Source organism: Aeromonas bivalvium (assembly GCF_000819765.1).
Taxonomy (GTDB): domain Bacteria; phylum Pseudomonadota; class Gammaproteobacteria; order Enterobacterales; family Aeromonadaceae; genus Aeromonas; species Aeromonas bivalvium.
In genome coordinates, this window is sequence record NZ_CDBT01000008.1 from 143,955 (window position 1) to 162,592 (window position 18,638).

General features: G+C 65.1%; 20 protein-coding genes. 5 read left to right on the top strand and 15 right to left on the bottom strand.

What is annotated here, in order from left to right:
* Positions 1 to 36: 36 nt before the first annotated feature.
* On the bottom strand, positions 37 to 288 hold the full coding sequence (locus BN1119_RS01730) for a putative hemolysin (protein WP_041992960.1): 252 nt from the start codon (positions 286 to 288) through the stop codon (positions 37 to 39).
* A 62-nt stretch (positions 289 to 350) separates the two neighbouring features.
* Positions 351 to 1,268, bottom strand: a complete 918-nt coding sequence (locus BN1119_RS01735) for a LysR family transcriptional regulator (RefSeq protein WP_041992963.1) — start codon at positions 1,266 to 1,268, stop codon at positions 351 to 353.
* 112 nt (positions 1,269 to 1,380) lie between these two features.
* Here BN1119_RS01735 and BN1119_RS01740 point away from each other — a divergent pair, with 112 nt between their 5' ends.
* Both BN1119_RS01740 and BN1119_RS01745 read left to right on the top strand, forming a co-directional pair.
* Positions 1,381 to 1,605, top strand: coding sequence for a hypothetical protein (locus BN1119_RS01740; RefSeq protein ID WP_041992965.1), 225 nt, complete (start codon positions 1,381 to 1,383; stop codon positions 1,603 to 1,605).
* Complete coding sequence (locus tag BN1119_RS01745) at positions 1,602 to 2,255, top strand: HAD-IA family hydrolase (protein WP_041992968.1); 654 nt, start codon at positions 1,602 to 1,604, stop codon at positions 2,253 to 2,255. Before BN1119_RS01740 ends, BN1119_RS01745 begins: the two co-directional genes overlap by 4 nt.
* A gap of 60 nt (positions 2,256 to 2,315) precedes the next feature.
* Here BN1119_RS01745 and BN1119_RS01750 read toward each other — a convergent pair whose 3' ends face one another.
* Positions 2,316 to 2,918, bottom strand: a complete 603-nt coding sequence (locus BN1119_RS01750) for a nitroreductase family protein (protein ID WP_041992971.1) — start codon at positions 2,916 to 2,918, stop codon at positions 2,316 to 2,318.
* A 290-nt stretch (positions 2,919 to 3,208) separates the two neighbouring features.
* Between BN1119_RS01750 and BN1119_RS01755 the strand changes: the two genes are divergently transcribed.
* On the top strand, positions 3,209 to 4,765 hold the full coding sequence (locus BN1119_RS01755; protein ID WP_041992974.1) for a sensor domain-containing diguanylate cyclase: 1,557 nt from the start codon (positions 3,209 to 3,211) through the stop codon (positions 4,763 to 4,765).
* Positions 4,766 to 4,999: 234 nt separating this feature from the next.
* Positions 5,000 to 5,515 (top strand): YMGG-like glycine zipper-containing protein, encoded by a 516-nt coding sequence (locus BN1119_RS01760; protein ID WP_041992977.1) that lies wholly within the window; start codon positions 5,000 to 5,002, stop codon positions 5,513 to 5,515.
* A 218-nt stretch (positions 5,516 to 5,733) separates the two neighbouring features.
* Here the strand turns inward: BN1119_RS01760 and BN1119_RS01765 are convergent, their stop codons facing one another.
* The 5 genes from BN1119_RS01765 to BN1119_RS01785 form a co-directional block, all read right to left on the bottom strand.
* Positions 5,734 to 6,690 (bottom strand): D-2-hydroxyacid dehydrogenase, encoded by a 957-nt coding sequence (locus tag BN1119_RS01765; RefSeq protein WP_041992980.1) that lies wholly within the window; start codon positions 6,688 to 6,690, stop codon positions 5,734 to 5,736.
* A 506-nt stretch (positions 6,691 to 7,196) separates the two neighbouring features.
* Complete coding sequence (locus tag BN1119_RS01770) at positions 7,197 to 7,955, bottom strand: DUF3530 family protein (RefSeq protein ID WP_041992982.1); 759 nt, start codon at positions 7,953 to 7,955, stop codon at positions 7,197 to 7,199.
* 224 nt (positions 7,956 to 8,179) lie between these two features.
* On the bottom strand, positions 8,180 to 8,746 hold the full coding sequence (efp, locus tag BN1119_RS01775; RefSeq protein ID WP_041992985.1) for an elongation factor P: 567 nt from the start codon (positions 8,744 to 8,746) through the stop codon (positions 8,180 to 8,182).
* A 45-nt stretch (positions 8,747 to 8,791) separates the two neighbouring features.
* Positions 8,792 to 10,018 (bottom strand): elongation factor P maturation arginine rhamnosyltransferase EarP, encoded by a 1,227-nt coding sequence (gene earP, locus BN1119_RS01780; protein ID WP_041992988.1) that lies wholly within the window; start codon positions 10,016 to 10,018, stop codon positions 8,792 to 8,794.
* Between the two features lie 94 nt (positions 10,019 to 10,112).
* Entirely contained in the window at positions 10,113 to 11,156 is a 1,044-nt protein-coding gene (locus BN1119_RS01785) for a GMP reductase (RefSeq protein ID WP_041992991.1), read from the bottom strand.
* A gap of 403 nt (positions 11,157 to 11,559) precedes the next feature.
* Between BN1119_RS01785 and rloA3 the strand changes: the two genes are divergently transcribed.
* Positions 11,560 to 12,057, top strand: coding sequence for a retropepsin-like aspartic peptidase RloA3 (gene rloA3, locus BN1119_RS01790; protein ID WP_041992994.1), 498 nt, complete (start codon positions 11,560 to 11,562; stop codon positions 12,055 to 12,057).
* Between the two features lie 70 nt (positions 12,058 to 12,127).
* Here rloA3 and BN1119_RS01795 read toward each other — a convergent pair whose 3' ends face one another.
* The 7 genes from BN1119_RS01795 to BN1119_RS01825 all read right to left on the bottom strand — a co-directional run bounded on the left by BN1119_RS01795 (position 12,128) and on the right by BN1119_RS01825 (position 18,634).
* A complete protein-coding gene (locus BN1119_RS01795; protein WP_041992997.1) occupies positions 12,128 to 13,561 on the bottom strand; it encodes an ATP-binding protein in 1,434 nt (477 codons plus the stop codon).
* On the bottom strand, positions 13,558 to 14,250 hold the full coding sequence (locus tag BN1119_RS01800; RefSeq protein WP_041993000.1) for a response regulator: 693 nt from the start codon (positions 14,248 to 14,250) through the stop codon (positions 13,558 to 13,560). Before BN1119_RS01800 ends, BN1119_RS01795 begins: the two co-directional genes overlap by 4 nt.
* Positions 14,251 to 14,331: 81 nt before the next feature.
* Positions 14,332 to 14,979 (bottom strand): tetratricopeptide repeat protein, encoded by a 648-nt coding sequence (locus BN1119_RS01805; protein ID WP_041993003.1) that lies wholly within the window; start codon positions 14,977 to 14,979, stop codon positions 14,332 to 14,334.
* A 1-nt stretch (position 14,980) separates the two neighbouring features.
* Entirely contained in the window at positions 14,981 to 15,829 is an 849-nt protein-coding gene (locus BN1119_RS01810) for an SDR family oxidoreductase (protein WP_041993006.1), read from the bottom strand.
* Complete coding sequence (locus BN1119_RS01815; protein ID WP_041993009.1) at positions 15,826 to 16,482, bottom strand: iron-containing redox enzyme family protein; 657 nt, start codon at positions 16,480 to 16,482, stop codon at positions 15,826 to 15,828. The genes BN1119_RS01810 and BN1119_RS01815 overlap by 4 nt, the downstream gene beginning before the upstream one ends.
* Entirely contained in the window at positions 16,479 to 17,972 is a 1,494-nt protein-coding gene (locus tag BN1119_RS01820) for an AMP-dependent synthetase/ligase (RefSeq protein ID WP_041993011.1), read from the bottom strand. Before BN1119_RS01820 ends, BN1119_RS01815 begins: the two co-directional genes overlap by 4 nt.
* A complete protein-coding gene (locus BN1119_RS01825; protein WP_041993013.1) occupies positions 17,969 to 18,634 on the bottom strand; it encodes a thermostable hemolysin in 666 nt (221 codons plus the stop codon). Before BN1119_RS01825 ends, BN1119_RS01820 begins: the two co-directional genes overlap by 4 nt.
* Between the last annotated feature and the right edge of the window lie 4 nt (positions 18,635 to 18,638).

The window sequence follows — 18,638 nt, forward strand, 5'->3', positions numbered from 1 at the left end:
TCGGCCTTGTTGCCTGGTGAATATCGCGCCTTGGCCTTAGCGGGCCTGCTGGGCGGCGCGGTAGAGGGTCCACTCCTCCATGACGGTGCCATCCGGCAGGTGGCAGTAGCCGACCGTGCCCCCCGGCTCTTGCTCCAGCACCAGCTTGCCGTCCTGATCGGCGCAGTAGACGGACGCCGGATTGGGGGTGCCTATGCTGGCCGGGGCGGGCGCCGAGCCTGACTCGGCGCAGCCGGTCAGGGCCAACAAGGGCAGCAAGGGCAGGGCGCCGTAGCGTATCAATCTCATATCATACCTCCAGGCTGAGTCAGTGCCGCTGACCATACACCCAGACCTGGCCGGGTCGCAACTCAGGGGCTTGGGGTGTCTGCCCGGGGAGACGCGGCGAGCGGCACCTGGGTCGTCACCATCTGCAGAAAATGATCCCGGATGGGATCGGCGAAGGCCGGATTCCACACCAGACTGATTTCCCACTCGGACCAGGGGCCCGAGAGGGGGTAGAGGGTCACGTCGGGGCCGGCGATGAAGCTGACGCTGCGGGGCAGGATGGCGTTGCCGATGCCCGCGGCCACCAGGGCCACCAGGGTCTGGATATCCTCCGCCTCCTGGACCGTGGCCGTCAGCCGGTTGCTGCCGAGGAAGCGGGCTATCTGCTGGCTGAGGCCAGGGCAGCGGTGTCCCACCATCTGCAGCAGCGGCTGATGGGCCAGCGCCCAGGCCACGTCGAAGGTGGCCGGGTTCGACCCCGTCATCTGGCTGGGCACGGCCAGCACCAGCCTGTCGGTCAGCAGTCTGTGCTCCCGCAGCTGGGGCGCCTCTGGCCTTCGCATGAAGCCCAGCTGCAACTGACCCGACAGCAGTCGCTCCTGCTGGATGGCGGAGGTCATGTCCTGCAGATGTACCATCACATCGGGGGCCTGCTGCTTGAAGCGGGCCACCAGGGAGGGAGCCAGTGCGAAACTCGACAGTCCGAACCCTATCTTGAGCCGCCCGGCGATGCCGCTGGCCAGGGCCAGGGCGTGGCGCTCGAACCCCTTGCCATGGTCGACCAGCGCGCTGGCCTGGGTGAGCAGCTGGGCACCGATGGCGGTCAGTTCGGCGCCGTGGCGGCCTCGGTTGAACAGGGTGGCGCCGAGGGCCAGCTCCAGCCCCTGGATCTGCTTGGTCAGGGCCGGCTGGGTGATGAAGAGCCGACCGGCCGCCTCCCGGTAGTTGGCGGTCTCGGCCAGCATGACGAAGGCTTGCAGCTGTCTTAAGTCGAGTTTCATTCCATTTGGTTATCCAATGTGACGATTAATTGATTATAAATTATCTAACTGCCTTGTTCTAATGGTCTCGAAACGGGCCTTTTGCCCCTGACCAGTCACAAGGAGTCATCTCATGTCGAGCGAACGCTATCTGTTTTTGATCAAGGGAAGTCTGGTGATGGCCCAACCCGTGGCAGCCCCTGAGACGGGGGAGCTGCTTGTCGGCCTGCTGCAGCAGGGTTTCGTCGTCGGCCCTCTGCCGGTGTGGGCGGGCAATGCCGAGCAGGCGCTCGCCTGTTACGAACCCCTGGCCCAGCGTCAGGCCTTCGCCGATGTGCTGACGGGGGGCGCATCATGAGCCAGCTCACCCTGAGGGCCGCCGCCCTGCTGCTGGACATGGATGGCACCCTGGTTCACTCCGGCGGCGAGGTGGAAACGGTGTGGCGGCTCTGGTGTCGGCGTCATCGGCTGGATCCCGAGCCCGTGCTGGCCATGTGCCACGGGGTGCGCTCGCGGGAGGTGATACGGGCCCTGGCGCCGCAGCTGGATCTGGCCCGGGAGGTGGCGCTGCTCGATGAGCTGGAGATCCGCCACACGGGGCAGGGCGAGGCGATCCAGGGGTGTCGCGCCGTGTTGAGCGCCTTGCCGGCGGGGTGCTGGGCCCTGGTGACCTCCGCCAGCCAGGAGGTGGCCCGTCATCGGCTCCAGAGCGCCGGTCTGCCGTTGCCATCCCTGCTGGTGGGGGCACAGGAGGTAGAGCATGGCAAGCCGGATCCCGAACCCTATCTGCTGGCGGCCGGGCGACTCGGGCTGGCCCCCGCCGACTGCTTGGTGTTCGAGGATGCCCCCGCAGGCATCCGCAGCGCCCTGGCGGCCGGTTGCCCCGTGGTGCAGGTCGGCGGCAAGGAGCGGCTCGATCCGGCCGTGCTGGCGGTGATCCAGGATTGGCGCCAGGTGACTGTGCGCCTCGATGAGGGGGGAGGATTGCAGCTGGTCCTGCTGATCTGACGAGGCGCTGGCAACAAAAAGCCCCCGACGAGCGGGGGCCAGAGACGGGGGCAATCTGGGTTACTTGAAGACCCGGAAGCGTTCGGCGTCATCCATGAAGGTCTTGTCGCCGGCGGGTTGCTCTATGCTGCCAAAGGGCATCTGGGCGCGCAGCAGCCAGCTCGCTGGCAGTTCCCAGCGCTGGCGGACCTCGTCATCGATGAGGGGGTTGTAGTGCTGCAAGGAGGCGCCAATTCCCTCCTGGGCCAGAGCGGTCCAGACCGCAAACTGGGCGATGCCGGTGGCGTGTTCCGACCAGATGGGGAAGTTGTCGGCGTAGAGGGCGAACTTCTGCTGAAGGTCTTCGATGACGGCGGTGTCCTCGAAGAAGAGCACGGTGCCAAACCCGGCGCGGAAGCTGCCGTTGATCTTGTTCTCGGTCTGGGGGAAGGCCTCGGCCGGTACTATCTTGCGCAGCGTCTCCTTGGTGAGATCCCACAGGGCATGATGTTGATCACCGAACAGGATCACGGCGCGGGAGCTCTGGGAGTTGAAGGAGGAGGGGCTGTGCTTGATGGCATCCTTGATGATCGCCGTCAGCTGGGCCTCGGAATGGGTCACCCGGTTGCCCAGGGCATAGATGGTACGACGTGCTTTGATCTGTTCGATAAACGGACTGCTCATAACATCTCCTTGGTTGATGAATCATCGCCACCAGTCATGGCGACAAAGGCCATCTGGCTCCGATTTCTAGAGTCAACGACTATAACACCTTGCGCGCAATAAACCGTCAACTCAGGGTGATGACTGTTTCTACTGTTCATGGATATTCACGCGGCAAAGGCGCAGATGGCCGCGGGGGATGCTGATGTGTTTTTTATCATTAACAGTGGCGCTTGATGACTTCAATCAATAACTTTGTCAGATGTTTAAACTATAAAATCCATCAAATATGACATTTTATAGAGGGTGGCATGACGGCAGCGCTGATCAAGGAACGCTATTACATACTGACTCCGCTGTCGCTGCTATTGGGAGGGCTGGTGCTGATCGCCACCCTGTTGCTGGCGGCAGCCAGTTACCTCGGGAGCATCGACAAGACCATGGCGGGTTACGGTCACATGCTCGCCGCCCTCGACGCCACCCTGATCCAGGAGATGGCGCAGGACAACCGCCGCCAGCTCGGCGTGCTGGAGGCCTCCCTGGACAAGCGGGCCATCGCCGCCGGGGCATCGGCCATCAATCCCATCTGGGCCATTGCCCATCAGTTCAAACACGACGCCCACTTTCTCTATTTCTACAACGCGCGCACCCAGCGGCTCGACGGCTATCCCGACTGGCAGCAACCCGAGGGCTACCAGGCACAAGCGCGGCCCTGGTATCAGGCACTCTCCGGCGAGGGTGACGACCTCATCTGGTTCGGTCCCTACCCTGAGTTCGATAGTGCCGGGCAGGTGCTGACCCTGATCAAGCGAGTCAAGGATGATGGGGGGCAGTTGCTGGGACTGCTGATGGTCGACATGTCGTTCAGCGCCTTGCAGGGGGCGTTGCAACGGGCGGTGGGCGAGGATCAGGTGGCCCTCTACATCACGGCGCGCAAGGGGGGCAAGCTGGTGGTGGGTCACAATCTGCAACTGCTGCCGTCCCGCCTCGATCGGGAGAAGCAGGGGGCCGGGCTGGACGTGTTCTGGGAAGGTCGCCACCTGCAACACGCCCTGGAGGGGATGGAGTGGGATCTCAACGTCTATCTGGCCCCCTCCCATTTTCATGCAAACCTGCAAGACACCCTGCTGATGGTGGTGCTGCCCGCTCTGGCGCTGCTCTTCATCTGGTTGTGCAGCCTGTGGTTTCTGGTGCGGATATTTCGTCAGGAGCAGGCCCTGGTGCAGGGCTCCCTCAGCGGTCTCATCCGGGATGAGGCGAGAAAGGCGATCCAGCGGCGTCAGCGAACCTGGTTCGTGCACGGCAGCCTGGGAGAGATAGAGCAGATGAGAAACAGTCTGCTGGAAGGACAGGATGCCCTGCTTCACGACCCCCTCACCGGCATCATGAACCGACGGGCCTTCGATCAGCAGAGGGGCAGACTGGAGCAGGAAGGGGTGCCCTACTGGCTGGTACTGTTCGATGTGGACAACTTCAAGGGGGTCAACGACAGCTGGGGCCACAGTGTGGGGGATGCGGTGCTGTTCCGGGTGGCCACCATCATGGCGAGAACCCTGGGGGATGAGCAGGTCTATCGCATCGGCGGCGATGAATTTGCGGCCTTGCTGCCCTGGGATCAGGCGGAGCTGGAATGCCGGCTGACCCATCTGCTTGGTCGGGTGAAGGCCCTGAAATGGCGGGAGTTCGAGGCCTCCATCACCCTGAGCGCGGGGGGCGCCCACTACCCGGATGATGCCCCGCTGCTGTTCGAGCGGGCCGATGAGTGCCTCTATCAGAGCAAACGACTGGGGCGGGATCGCTGGCACCTGTTCGCACCCCGGGAGTCAGACAGTGACTCTGGCTCCCGGGCGATGACAGTATCTGTCTGACAGGGCCCGCCCCGGGGCGCGCTGCGACAGGGCTGTCCGGGACAAGGTCGCGGGTTTTTCGGGTAGAAATGGATTTTTTTATCTTGTCTTTCATGCTGTTAACTTTTTCATCTCCCTCCGGTGCCCAAGGCGGGATTCCTTTGGATTAAACCTCACCCCATTGGGGCGGCTGGCGTCCAGAACGGCCATTCGTATAGTGCAGGGGAAATTAATCAGGTTTGACAGGAGTACCCCATGGAGATGAGAAGACACGGCATGAGCGCCCTGGCCCTGTTGGGCTCACTGCTGCTGATGAGCGGTGCGGTTCAGGCCTCCGAAACCCTCAACACCGTGCTCGGTGGCGGTGTGGGGGGCGTGGCGGGCACCATGCTGGGCAAACAGCTCGGCGGTGATACGGGGGCCCTGGTGGGGGCGGCCCTGGGGGGCGCCGCCGGTGGGGCGGCGACTGCCAATCGGGGCAACAAGAACGAGGCCGCCATCGGGGGGGCCGTGGGTGCCCTGGGGGGGGCCGCCATCGGCAAGAGCCTGAGCGGGGACACGGGTCAGCTGATCGGGGCCGGCATAGGTGGCGCCGGCGGCTCCGCCATAGGGGCACGGACCGGTGACGGGCACGAGGCCCGTGGCTCAGACAGGGACGGGCGACGCTACGATGGGCATCGCCACCGTGGCGATCGCCATTATCACCATCACCCCAAGCACAAGAAGAAATACTACAAGAAGCACCGCAAACACAGATGGCATGACGACTGAGGTCGGTCAGGAGATGCAGCAAGGGGCCAGGGGCCCCTTTTTCGTGCCCCTCGTTCAGACCAGGCGGTGCTGACGCCGTCTGGCCGGGAGGGACTTGATGTTGTCGATGAGCGGATCCGCGAGGGGCAGCCCTGTGTCAGACCAGCCGGTGCTGACGTCTGCCGGCGGCGAAGATGTTGATGTTGTCGATGAGCGGATCCGCGAGGGGCAGCCCTGTGTCAGACCAGTCGGTGCTGACGCCTGCCGGCGGCGAAGGCGTTGATGTTGTCGATGAGCTGATCGGCGAGGCGCTGCATCGACTCTTCGCTGGCCCAGGCCACGTGGGGGGTCAGGATGAAATTGGGGTATTGCAGGGCCTGCATCAGGGGATGATCCGGGGGCGGCGGCTCCACGCTTGCCACGTCGAACCCGGCGCCGCCGAGGCGACCGTTGGCCAGGGCCTCCAGCAGGGCCTGCTCGTCCACCAGGCCGCCGCGACCCACGTTGATCAGCAGGGCCCCCGGTTTCATCATGGCCAGCTCCCGCGGGCCGATGAGATGACGGGTGTAGGGGGTGAGCGGGCAGTGCAGGCTCACCACATCCGAGCTCTGCAGCAGGGCATCCAGGGGCAGGCGGTCATCCTCGGTGGCAGCCCCCACCTGGCTCTGGGCGTAGCGCACCTCCATGCCGATGCCAAGGGCCCGCTCGCCCAGGGCCTGGCCCAGGGTGCCCTTGCCTATGATGCCGAGGCGCTTGCCCTGCAAGTCCATGATGGGGTGATCGAAGAAGCAGAACTGGCCGCTTTGCTGCCAGCGCCCCTCCAGCAGGGACTGGCGCCAGGCGAACAGGTTGCGCGACAGGGCCAGCATCAGCGCCATGGCGTGTTCGGGCACGGAGGGGCCCGAGTAGTTGCGGATGTTGCACACGGCGACATTGGCGGCGCGGCAGGCCTCCAGATCCAGGTTGTCGCTGCCGGTGGCGGCCAGGGCTATCAGCCGCAGCTCGGGCAATTGGGCCAGCTCGGCTTTGCCTATGCGTACCTTGTTGATGATGGCGATGCTGGCCTCCCTGAGCCGCGCCACCACCTGTTCGGGGGCCGTGTTCGGGTAGCTTTGCCAGTGGTGGGGAAAATCGGGACGGTGCAGATGCACGTTCGCATCCAGGGTGTCGCTGTCGAGAAACACGATTTGCTGCATGAAGCCTCCTGCCATTGATGGGGCCATGATGCCAAAGAGTGGCGCCCAGTAGCCAGCCCGAAAGCCGTCAGGCTGGGGAGAGGCAAGAGTGGCGGGATCAGAGCCAGCCCGCATGCCGTCAGGCTGGGGAGAGGCAAGAGTGGCGGGATCAGAGCCAGCCCGAATGACGTCAGGCTGGGGAGCGGCAAGAGTGGCGGGATCAGAGCCAGCCCGCATGCCGTCAGGCTGGGGAGCTGCAAATAGTGGCGGGATCAGCGTCAGCCCGCATGCCGTCAGGCTGGGGAGCGGCAATAGTGGCGGGATCAGAGCCAGCCCGCATGCCGTCAAGCTGGGGAGCGGCAAGAGTGGCGGGATCAGAGCCAGCCCGCATGCCGTCAGGCTGGGGAGAGGCAAGAGTGGCGGGATCAGAGCCAGCCCGAATGACGTCAGGCTGGGGAGCGGCAAGAGTGGCGGGATCAGCGTCAGCCCGCATGCCGTCAGGCTGGGGAGCGGCCATAGTGGCGGGATCAGAGCCAGCCGAGGTGGGTGAGCCAGCCCTGGATGCGGGCAGGGGTCTCGTCCAGGGTCAGCAAGGCGTAGGGACGGTAGTTGAGCTTGTGGCTGCGCCGGCTCTCGCTCTGGCGGGCCTCGGCGGCCAGTTGCGGCCAGCGCCCCGGCTCGTCCTGATAGAGATCCAGGGTCGGCACCCTGGTCTGGGCCACCTGCTTGGCCAGGGCCTGGTTGCTCTGGGGCAGGGGGAAGAAGCCGTCGAGCAGCACCAGGGCATCCGGGGCAGGCAGCTTGTCGCTGGCGATGAGATTGGCGGCCCAGGCGGCGCTGGTGCCCTGGGCCAGCAGCAGCCTGAAGCCCCCCTCCTTCCACTTGGCATCCCCCAACTTGGTGATGCGCTCGGCGAACTGGTCACGAAAGGTCTCCATGGCGGGTTGCCGCTTCTCGGCGGCAGGATCCAGCTCGCTTTGCCGGGGGGAGGGGAGCAGCAGCAGGGTGTCGAAACCCAGGCGTCCCAGATCCCGGGTCAGTTGCCACAGCTGGCCGCTGCGCTGCCAGTCCGGCAGCAAGATGGCCAGCCCCAGATAGCTGTCACCGTCGTGCCTGGCATAGAGCACTGTCTGCTGCTCTATCTGGGTGCTGTCCGGCAGCCCCTGCCAGTCCGCGCTCTGCCAGTAGTCGACGGGGGGAGGCGGAGCGATCTCGCTGGCACGGGCTGCCCCGCCGCTCAGGCAGCACAGACTCAGCAAACACAGCGATAGTGACACTCTGGCCATGGGCCCCTCTCGTTTCGTCCCGGGACTGGGTCTCCTGTTAACGGCGGCTCGGGCCATTTCTGAAGGGGGCATGTGTGCGGCGGGCCGCCCTGCTGTGCATGGGGGTCAGTTTGCCCGGCATCTAGCTGCCCATTCGAACGCCGGGAGCGGCAAGGCTGGGGCGGGGAGCGACCAATAAAAAAGCGAGCCTGGGCTCGCTTTTTTGCATTCGATTCAAGAGTCTATCAGGAGAGACGACGCTTGAATTCGCCGGTGCGGCTGTCGATCTCGATCTTGTCACCGATCTCGACGAAGGCGGCAACGGCGAGCTCGTAGCCAGTGCCTTTCAGGCGGGCAGGCTTGGTCACTTTACCTGAGGTGTCGCCACGGGCGGCCGGCTCGGTGTACTCGATTTCGCGCACTATGGTGGTCGGCAGCTCGACGGAGATGGCTTTCTCGTTGTAGAAAGTCACTTCGCAGATGTCTTCCATGCCGTCTACCAGGTAGTTCAGCACATCACCCAGGTTGTCCTTCTCGACGTCGTACTGGTTGTACTCTGTGTCCATGAAGACATACAGGGGATCGGAGAAGTAGGAGTAGGTGCACTCTTTACGCTCCAGTTGAACCACTTCCAGCTTGTCGTCAGCCTTGAAGACGGTCTCGGTGGCGCTGCCATTGAGCAGGCCTTTCAGCTTCATCTTGACCACGGCGGAGTTACGGCCGGATTTGTTGAACTCAGCCTTCTGCACCACCATCGGCTCGGTGCCGATCATGACTACGTTACCAGCGCGGATTTCCTGTGCGGTTTTCATGTCAAAATTCCTGTTCGTGAAACGGACGAATAAAAAACTGCCAGATTATATACGGCTTTCCAGAAATTTCACCAATCGCGTGACGAGATCCCCATCCCGGTGCAGCTTCTGTGACCAGTCTCGCCCATGTTGCCGCCATCTGGCCGCGTATTGCGGCCATTGGGCCCAGAGCTCGCGGGTCTCCTCCCCCTGGTTGAGGGCGTGGTTGCAGGCTCGCAGCCAGCTTGCTGTCTCCGGGGGCAGGTCGGCCAGATAGTGGTCGAGGAAGCCGTCCAGCTTGACCATGTGGGCCTGCTCTTCCTGGGGATAGATGTGCCACAGGAAGGGCCGTGCCGCCCACTGGGCCCGCACGAAGGAGTCTTCACCGCGCACCAAGTTGAGGTCGCAGCTCCACAGCAGGCGATCGTATCCCGCCTGGTCCGTCATCGGCAGCAGCTTGACGGCGAGGCTGCCGGCGCGCAGCAGATCCCCGGGTTTCACCGCCTCTCCTTCCCGGCCCAGGCCTCGCAGCACGTCTGGTACGGCGCGCCCCAGGGGCAGCAGCAGGGTGACGGGGGTGGGACTGGCCTGCCAGTCGATCACCAGAGAACGGATCGCCTCGCTCTCGTAGGCAAACAGGCTGACTCTGATCTCGTGCTCTGCCTGGGGGGGCAGGTCCAGGCTGGCCCAGTAGGCGGCAAGCCCCGCCTCGTCCTGCTGCCAGCGATCCCGCTCGGCGATGAGTCCCTGCTCGCACAGCAGACCGCCGGTTCTGGCCGTGAAGCCCGGGAAGAAGAAGTACTTGTCGAGGCGCTTGTTGCCCACCTGCTGGGGAGAGGCGAGGCCGTGGCAATCCTCGACCCAGCTCTCGGCCGAAAGGTACTCCAGGTTGATCCAGCAGGGGGGAGGGCTCTGCTCGGTCATTCGTTCAATAAAGGGGGCGGGCAGCTCGCAGGCAAACGCCTCGATCACCACGTTCGCCGGAACGACGTCGGCGGGCAGGCGCTCGTGCCAGTGCTGGACATAGATGCCGTCGACCCACTGGCCATCCCGTGCGGGATCCAGCCCAGGGCAGATGCGGGCGAAGCTCGCCAGATCGTCCACCCAGAGCCGTACCTGCATGTCACCGGCCTGTGCGGGCGTCGTCCCCCCCGAGGTGCCATGGCCCCGGGACTCTATCCTCCCCTCCCGCTTGAGCTGGCGGGCCAGCCGCCAGGTGACGCCGATGTCGCCGAAGTTGTCCACCACGGTGCAGAAGATGTCCCAGTCGAACGGGGGCAGGGGGCTTGTCATGGCTCGGGGTTCCAGATGCAAAAAACCGGTGCGCAGGGTAGCACACCGGTTGGCTGGCTTCTAACCGTCAGCGCCTGACGGAGCCTGCGACAGGTTACTCCTTGCCGTAGACGTTGTTCTCCTGTTCGCGCACCCGGATGAAGGTGGTGCGCTTGGTCAGCTCTTTCAGCTGGCTGGCGCCGACGTAGGTGCAGGTGGATCGCACCCCGCCCAGGATGTCGCGCACCGTGTTTTCCACCGGGCCGCGGTAGGGCAGCAGCACCGTCTTGCCTTCGGAGGCGCGATACTCGGCGACGCCGCCGGCGTGCTTGTCCATGGCGCTGGCCGAGCTCATGCCGTAGAACTTCATGAAGGGCTCGCCATCGACGTCGACGATTTCACCGCCGCACTCTTCGTGGGCCGCCAGCATGCCGCCGAGCATCACGAAGTCGGCGCCGCCGCCAAACGCCTTGGCCACATCTCCCGGGCAGGTGCAGCCGCCGTCACCGACGATCTGGCCACCCAGGCCGTGGGCCGCATCGGCGCACTCGATGATAGCGGAAAGCTGCGGGTAGCCGACCCCGGTCTTGACCCTTGTGGTGCAGACCGAACCCGGGCCTATGCCCACCTTGACGATGTCGGCGCCGGAGAGGATCAGCTCCTCCACCATCTCGCCGGTCACCACGTTGCCCGCCAGGATCACGTGGTTGGGGCAGGCTTCGCGTATCTTGCGCAGGAACTCGACGAAGTGCTGGGAGTAGCCGTTGGCCACGTCGACGCAGATGAAGCGCAGCGCCTCGGACATGGCGAGGATCTGGCGGGTCTTGGTGAAGTCCTCCTCCGAGGTGCCGGTGGAGACCATGACATGGCCCAGCAGGGCCGGATCGGTTTCGCTGACGAAGGCTTGCCACTGGGCCAGACTGTAGTGCTTGTGCACCGCCGTCATCATCTCGAAGCCGGCCAGGGTGCGCGCCATGGCGAAGCTGCCGACGGTGTCCATGTTGGCGGCGATGACGGGGGTCCCCTGCCACTGGGTCCGGGTGTGCTTGAAGGTGAACTGGCGGGTCAGGCTGACCTGGGCGCGGCTCTTGAGGGTAGAGCGCTTGGGGCGAAACAGCACATCCTTGAAACCGAGCTTCAGGTCTTCTTCGATACGCATTGCAAATTCCTTATTGAGCCTTGTGTGAGAGGTCACTTTGCAGTGGCAACTTTTCGGCAGGCACAAAAAAACCGGTGGTTTTCAGGGCCTCCGGTTTACAGCAGTGTAGGCAAAAATCCCGTCAGAACAAGACTGATAATTCACGCATCGCTGTGGTAGCCTTTGGCGTCACAACCTGAGTACAGCCCAGGCACCCATTTCCCCGGGATATCCCCCCTTGGTGCCTGCCAGGAATGCCTCCCTTGACTCCCTTTTTTCACCCCCAGTCCGGATCCTGACGCGGGCGGTGCGAGAGGCGCCATCCTGCCCAGGGCGCCGCCTCTCGCCGGTTGACAGCTGGCCTTTCCATCCCCACTCTTGGCCTCTGGGGCCAGCGTCGGCCCGGCCTTGATCAGGAGCGAACGTGCTTGCATTGCGAACCATGACCTTGCTGTTACTGACCTGCCTCTCCCTGCCCGGGATGGCGGCGTCCCCCACCGTCTATGGCTGGATCGAGAAGGGATTGATCATGCCCAGCGCCGTGGCGGTCAAGATGAAACTCGATACCGGGGCCCTCACCTCTTCGATGGATGCGCGGGATCTGCACCACTTCAAGCGTGACGACAAGCCCTGGGTGCGCTTCACCCTGGTGCTGACCGATGCCGACACCGACAAGGTGGTGCGCCAGACCCTGGAGCGGCCGGTGGAGCGCAGCGTGACGGTGCGCGGGGCGGGCGGCATGGAGCAGCGCCCCACAGTCACCCTGTCCGTCTGCCTCGGCGACAAGGTCTACAAGGAGTGGTTCACCCTGCGGGATCGCAGCGACATGCTCTATCCCGTGCTGATCGGCCGTCGCCTGCTGGCGGAGCTGGGTCCGGTGGACTCCGCCCGCACCTTCACGGTGCAGCCCAGCTGTGGTTAAGGGTCTGCTCCTGGGAGCATGAATCACGCGCGGGGGCCAGGGCCCCCGCGTTTTTTGTTCCGGTGCCCGGCTAGATCGGCGGTGCCGGCAGCAGCAGGCTCACCTCAAGCCCCCCCTCTGGCCGGTTGTGGATACTCATGTCCGCGCCGTGCAGCTCGGCGATGCGGCGTACTATGGCCATCCCCAGGCCCACCCCGTCCCCTGCCTGGGGATTGACCCGGAAGAAGCGTTCACACAGGCGCGCCATCGCCTCGGCGGGGATGCCTGGGCCATTGTCGCTGACCGTTACCCGTACCCGGTTGCCCGATGGCTCGACGGCGACTGCTATCACGCCGCCGAACGGGGTATAGCGCAGCGCATTGTCGATGAGGTTGCCAAACATCAGTTCCAGCAGGGTGGGCTGGCCCATGATCTCTACCCGGCCGCTGCGCTCGAGGGAGATCTGCTGCTCCTTGTTCAGTGCCAGCGGGGTCAGGGCGGCCAGACAGCCTTGCAGCAGCTGGCCAAGATCGACGCGCTCCAGCACGAGATCCTGCTGGTTGTCGATGCGGGCCTGGGTCAGCAGCTGGCGCAGCAGGCGGTCGCTGCGATCGAGGGCCAGCAGCATCTTGGCCAGCGACTGGCGTCGACTCGCTTCATCCTGCGCCGTCAGGGCGTTCTCGCTGTGGATCCTCAGCACCGCGAGGGGCGTGCGCAGCTCGTGGGCGGCCTCGTTGGTGAACTGCTTCTCCCGCTCCAGGGTATCGGCCAGGGTGTGCATCAGCCGGTTGATCTCCCCCACCAGGGGCGTCAGCTCCTCGGCCTTGATGGCGAGATTGAGGGGGCTCAGGTTGGCGGGGTGACGTTCGCCGATGGCCTGGGTCAGCTGGCGCAGCGGCGCCAGACCGCGGGTGACCAGCCACCACAGCAGGCCGAGCAGGAAGGGCAGGGTGATGAAGAGGGGCAGCATGGTGAGGGTGGCCATCTTGCTGGCCAGCTCGCTGCGTTCGTCATCCCGCTCCGCCACGATGAGCCAGGTCTGTTCACCTTGGTTGTAGAGGGTGAAGGTGCGCCAGTCATGGCCATCCCGACGCACTGTGTCAAAGCCGATGGTCAGCTTGCCGAGCAGCCGCGGCGGCGCGCTGGGGGAGCGCAGCAGCAGACGGCCCTCGTCATCGGCCAGCTGGAAGGTGAGATTGCGTTCAAACTCATGGCCGTAGGGGGTCAGTTCTCTGTCCTCGCCCCTGAGGTTGAATCCCTGCTCCTCGGGGCCGCTGTCGGGGTTTTTCCGGGTCCATTCCTGATAGAGGGTGCCATCGGCGGGCAGTGTCTTGCTCTGCTTGAGGTAGGTGGCCAGCAGCTGGTTGGTGATGCGGGCGGACTGGGCGAGACGGGCATCAAACAGCTCTTCCATCTCGTGGTTGGCCTGCAGGTAGCCGATCAGGCCGCTGATGGCGAGGCTGAGGCTGACCAGGGCCAGGATGCCGGAGAGCAGGAAGCGGCGGATGGAACGGACGCGGCTCATGGGGCTGGCGCCCCCTTGGTGCCCTGACCCTCCTGTTGCGGCACTATGTAGCCGACGCCGCGAATGTTGCGGATGAGCTCGGGGAAGAACTTCTTGCGCAGGTGGTGAATGTGCACCTCCACCGCGTTGCTCTCTGCCCCCTCGTCCCAGCCGTAGAGGCTCTGTTGCAGCTGATCCCGGCTCAGGACCCGGCCGCTCTGGGTGATGAGCTCCTGCAGCAACTTGTACTCGTGGGGGGTGAGCTTGACCGGCTCGCCCCGATAGGTGACCTGCTGTGATGCGGGGAAGAGCTGCAACTCCCCGTACTCCAGCACTGCCTGGGCCTGCCCCTTGCTGCGGCGCACCAGGGCGCGCAGGCGGGCGTTGAGCTCCTGCAGGGCGAAGGGCTTGACCATGTAGTCGTCGGAGCCGGCATCCAGCCCCAGCACCCGATCGTCCAGGGCATCCCGGGCGGTGAGGATGAGTACCGGCAGGGTCTGCCCCTCCCGGCGCAGCTTGCGCAGCAGGCTGATGCCGTCGATGTCCGGCAGGTTGAGATCCAGGATAAGGGCGGCGAACTCCTCGCTCTTGAGTGCCGAGAGGGCCGGCAGCCCCTGCTGGAGCCAGTCTACCGTGTAGCCGCTGCTGCGCAGTGCATCCACCATGCCGTCTCCCAGCATCACATCATCTTCCACCAACAGGACTCGCATTGTTCTCTCCCTCAAATGACGCTGCCCACCAGTATGCAAGCGGGTGGGCAGAGTTTAAATAGCGCACTGATCTGCTTGTGTTTACAGCTTGGCGAGACGCTCGCGGATTTCCATTCTACGGCCCTCGTCCGCCACCTCGCGGCCCGGTCTGGCCGGGGCGGCCAGGGCCTTGTCCAGATAGCGCTTCGCCTGGGCCTTGTCCCCCTGATCCAGCAGGAAGTCGCCGTAGAAGAAGTTGGGATCGATGCCGTTGGGGTTGATGGCGAGCGCCTGCTTGAGCAACTGCTCGGCCTTGTCGTCATCCCCGAAGCCGACCGGCCAGCCCGGCACCTGATAATAGAGGGAGCCCAGGCTGGTATAGGCCGAGCCTTCCAGCGCCCTGGGATCCTGCCTGATGGCGATCTCCAGTTTGGCCTTGGCCTCCTTCACCAGGCTCAGGGCGCCGAGGCCGCCCTTGGCGCCGGCCCAGGTGCTTTTGACGATGGCGGACCAGATCAGCAGATCGGTGCGAAATGCCTCCTTGGCGCTCGCCTCATCGGCCTTGGCACTCAGGGTCTCCAGGCAGCGCTCCTTGGCGTTGCCGATCTGCTGGTACTGGCAGTGGGCCCACTCTTGCTGAATGGTGGGCAGGGCATCGGCGGCCTGGGCCAGACCGCTTGCCAGCGTGCCTGCCAGGGCGAGCAACAGGACACTGTGACCCAATCGGGGGCGGAAAGTGGCGTGTTTCATCTCAATGTTCCTTCTCGTGTGTGGCACAGGCGGGGTTGTCCCCGTGATCTGTGGCCAGGGGGACAGGGTGGCGGGCATGGCGTTCTATGATGGGCAGTTGTCTGGCCAGCGCCTTGTCGACCACGGCGGGCAGCAGGCCGTTGAGCCGCACGAACAGCTTCTCCGGCCAGCCGAGCCAGCGGCGGCGTGTCTCGTTGCACAGGGCGATGACGGCTTCCTCGGCCACGTCCTGGGGGCTGTCGGTGTGGGTGCCGAGCTCGGCATTCATGGCATAGGCCGCCTCGGAGTTGAGGTGGGTGCGGGTGGCGCGGGGGGCAAAGTGCAGCACCTTGATGCCGGTGCCCTCCAGCTCCCGCCCCAGGGCCTCGCTAAAGCCCCGCAGGGCGAACTTGCTGGCGCAATAGACGCTGTAACCGGCATAGCCGATGGCCCCGAGGCTGGAGCCTATGTTCATGATGATGGCGGGCTTGCGCAGCCGGGGCAGCAGGGCCCGGGTGAGCTGGATGGGGGCCTCTATGTTGAGCAGCAACTGGCGGGTCACCTGCTCGCCGCTCTGATCCTCCAGCCAGGCGAACTGGTTGCAGCCCGCGCTGTTGATGAGCACGTCCAGGCCTTCTTCCAGCGCCGGGTGTTGCAGCAGTCTGGCCCGCTCCTGGGGTGAGCCGAGATCGGCGGTCACCGTCTGGTGGCGCTCCGGATGGGGCAGCTCCCGGCGCAGGCGCTCCAGGGCGCTGGCCCGACGCCCGTGCAGCAGCAGGTGCGCCCCCTGGGCCGCCAGCTCCATGGCCAGGGCTTCCCCTATGCCGCCACTGGCGCCGGTGAGCAGTATGCGTTTCCCTTCAAGCTTCATTGGCAGGATCCCGTGAGCTGATAGAGCATGTCGCCATAGAGGCGGTAGACCACGCGAGCGGCGTGAATGATGGCCGCCTGATCTGCCGGGTCTTCCACCCGGTTCATCAGGGACTCGAAGAATTTGAGGTGTTCCTGATCCAGGGCGCCGTGGGAGCTCAGGTAGCTCATGGCCTGGGGTGGCAGCCCCAGACCGCGCTTGAGCTGGTCGGCGACGGTCAGGGCGATGGCGACGCTGGTACCTTCCAGCACCTGCACCATGCCGAAGAAGCCCATGGGGTTGCCGCGCTGGATCTGGTCGTAGAGGAAGGCCACCATCAGTTCGATGGGCAGGCCCGGCTGGCCATGGCGCACCGCCTCGGCGTCACCGCCGCAGGCGCGGATGTCGCTTAAGATCCACTCCTGATGGCCGTACTCCTCGTCGATGTACTCCCGGATGGCGCCGCGTACCCATTCGTACTCCTGCCCCAGCTTGCCGCCGGTGGCCATCAGGAGCGGTACCGTGTGGCGCACGTGGTAGTAAGCCTCTGCCAGGAAGGCGAGGTAGGTGTCACGGCTGATGTCGCCACGGCGGCAGGCCTCGATGATGGGGGCATTGAACAGGCGTTCGCGCTCGCAGGCGGTGGCTTGTTGCAGGGTCTGGTAGAAGCTCATGAGGATTCTCCTGTGAGGCCTTGGGTCAGGCATTGGTCGATCTGCCGGGAAAAGTGGTGATAAATCTCGTTGCGACGGGGGCGGCCGTTGGCCGTCAGCAGGCCGGGGAGCTGATCCAGCGCCACCGGCAGCCAGTGATGGATGCGGGCGTAATCGGGCAGTTGCTGGTTGAGCCGGGCAATCTGCTCTGGCAAGTGGGACTGGCTGCCCGGCAGCGGCTGGATCAGGGCCACGTTGGCGGGCTGACCGTCACCGAAGATGACGATGCGGGCGATGGCCGGGCAGAGCTGGGCCTGGGCCTCCACCCATTCGGGGGAGAAGTTGCGGCCAAAGGCGGTGATCTGCACGTTCTTCTTGCGCCCCGTGATATGGAGAAAACCCTCCTCGTCGAGCCGACCCAGATCGCCGGTGGCGATGCTCGGGATGGCGGGCGCCTCTTCCCCCAGATAGCCCAGCATGGCGCTGCCGCTCACCATGACTTCGCCGTCGGCGGCGATCGTCACCTGACAGTGGGACAGGGGCAGGCCGACGCTGCCCGGGCGGTCGGCGTCCGGGCCGTTGAGCGCCACGACAGAGCCGCATTCCGACAGACCATAGCCCTCATAGACAGGGAGCCCTAGGGCGCGGGCATGGCCGATGAGCTCGGGGGCGACCTTGCCGCCGCCCACGGCGACGAAGCGCAGCCCCTTGAGCCGCTCGGCCAGGGCCGGGGTATTGGCACACAGGGCCAGCAGCAGGCGCAGCAGCTCGGGCACCAGCACCAGGCTGTGGCTGGGCCAGCGCAGCAGTGCCTGGGCCAGGGCTGCAGGATCCAGCTTGCTGGAGCCCGAGAAGCCGAGTTCCCCCAGGGAGGGGATGCGGCTGCAGGCGCCGGTCAGCAGCGGCACGTACAGACCGGTCAGGTTCTCCAGCAGGGTGGCAAGCGGCAGCAGGGTCAGGTGCTGCCCGACCCGGGCAGGGGCGACCCGCAGGGCCAGGGACTCGCAGACCGAGGTCATCTGTTCCAGGGACAGGCAGACCCCCTTGGGCTGGCCCGTGGTGCCCGAGGTATAGGTGATCTTGGCGGTGCCCGCCGGCAGCTCGGGCAGGCTGGCCGGGATGCGGCGCCACAGGGGCAGCGCCTGTTCATCCGGCCTGCCCGTCATCAGGATGAGGGGGGCAGCGGCCTGCCAGCCCTCATGCTCGGGGCCGACCAGGGCATCGGCGCCGCTGCTTTCCAGCAGCCATGCCTGCTGGGCCGGACTGAAGAAGTGGGGAACCGGAATGACCACTATGCCGGCCCGGGTGCAGGCCAGATCGATCAGCGCCCAGGGCAGGCCGTTGTCGAGTTGCAGGGCCAGGCGGCGGATGCCGGCCCCTTGCAGCGCTCCTGCCAGTTGCTCGATCTGCTGCCACAGGCTCTGGTAATCCAGCTCGCCCTGGCTGCCTTGCAGTGCCGGTTGTTGTGGCGTCTGGCTGGCATGGCGGGCTATGGTGTCGAACAGCGTCATTGAGCACACCTCTTGTCGATGTCGGCATGGTTAAAAAGGCGGGGCATGGGCCCCAGCAGGTTGAGCAGCAGGCTGCTCTGGGCGAGCACCTCGCGCCCCTGATTGATGTCGCCTGCCATCACCTTGGGCTGGCAGCGGTAGTATTCCCCCCAGGCACTGGCATCCTCTCCCACCTGATGAGCCTGGGCTGGGGCCAGCTCCACCGGGTTGAGGCGCAGGCGGGCAAAGCTGTTGCGAAGCCGGGCGGTGCCGGTGAACACCACATAGTCGAGGGCGTTGTCACACAAGAGGCGACACAGGGCGGCAAACATCAGGCGGGCATTGCCCGGCTCGCGGCAGGCGAGGTTGCCCACTTCGATGATGCGGTGGCGGGCCGGGCGTACCCCGAGACGGGTTTCGATGGCGGCCTCGACGGGTTGCTCCAGATACTGCTCCAGATAGAGGGGCTGCGCGTGCTCGCCATGGCAGGCCTGGTTGAGGCCGCAGGCTCCGACCAGCACCCCATCGGCCCGGTAGAGCCCGAGCAGGCAGGGCAGAAAATGGGGAATGCGGGCGTTGAACTCCTGGGTATAGGCGGCCTGGATATAGGTTTGCAGCGCCATGACCTGCTGCGGGGACTTGGCTAGCAGCAACTGGTAGGGTGCCTGGATCTCTATGGTCATGGTT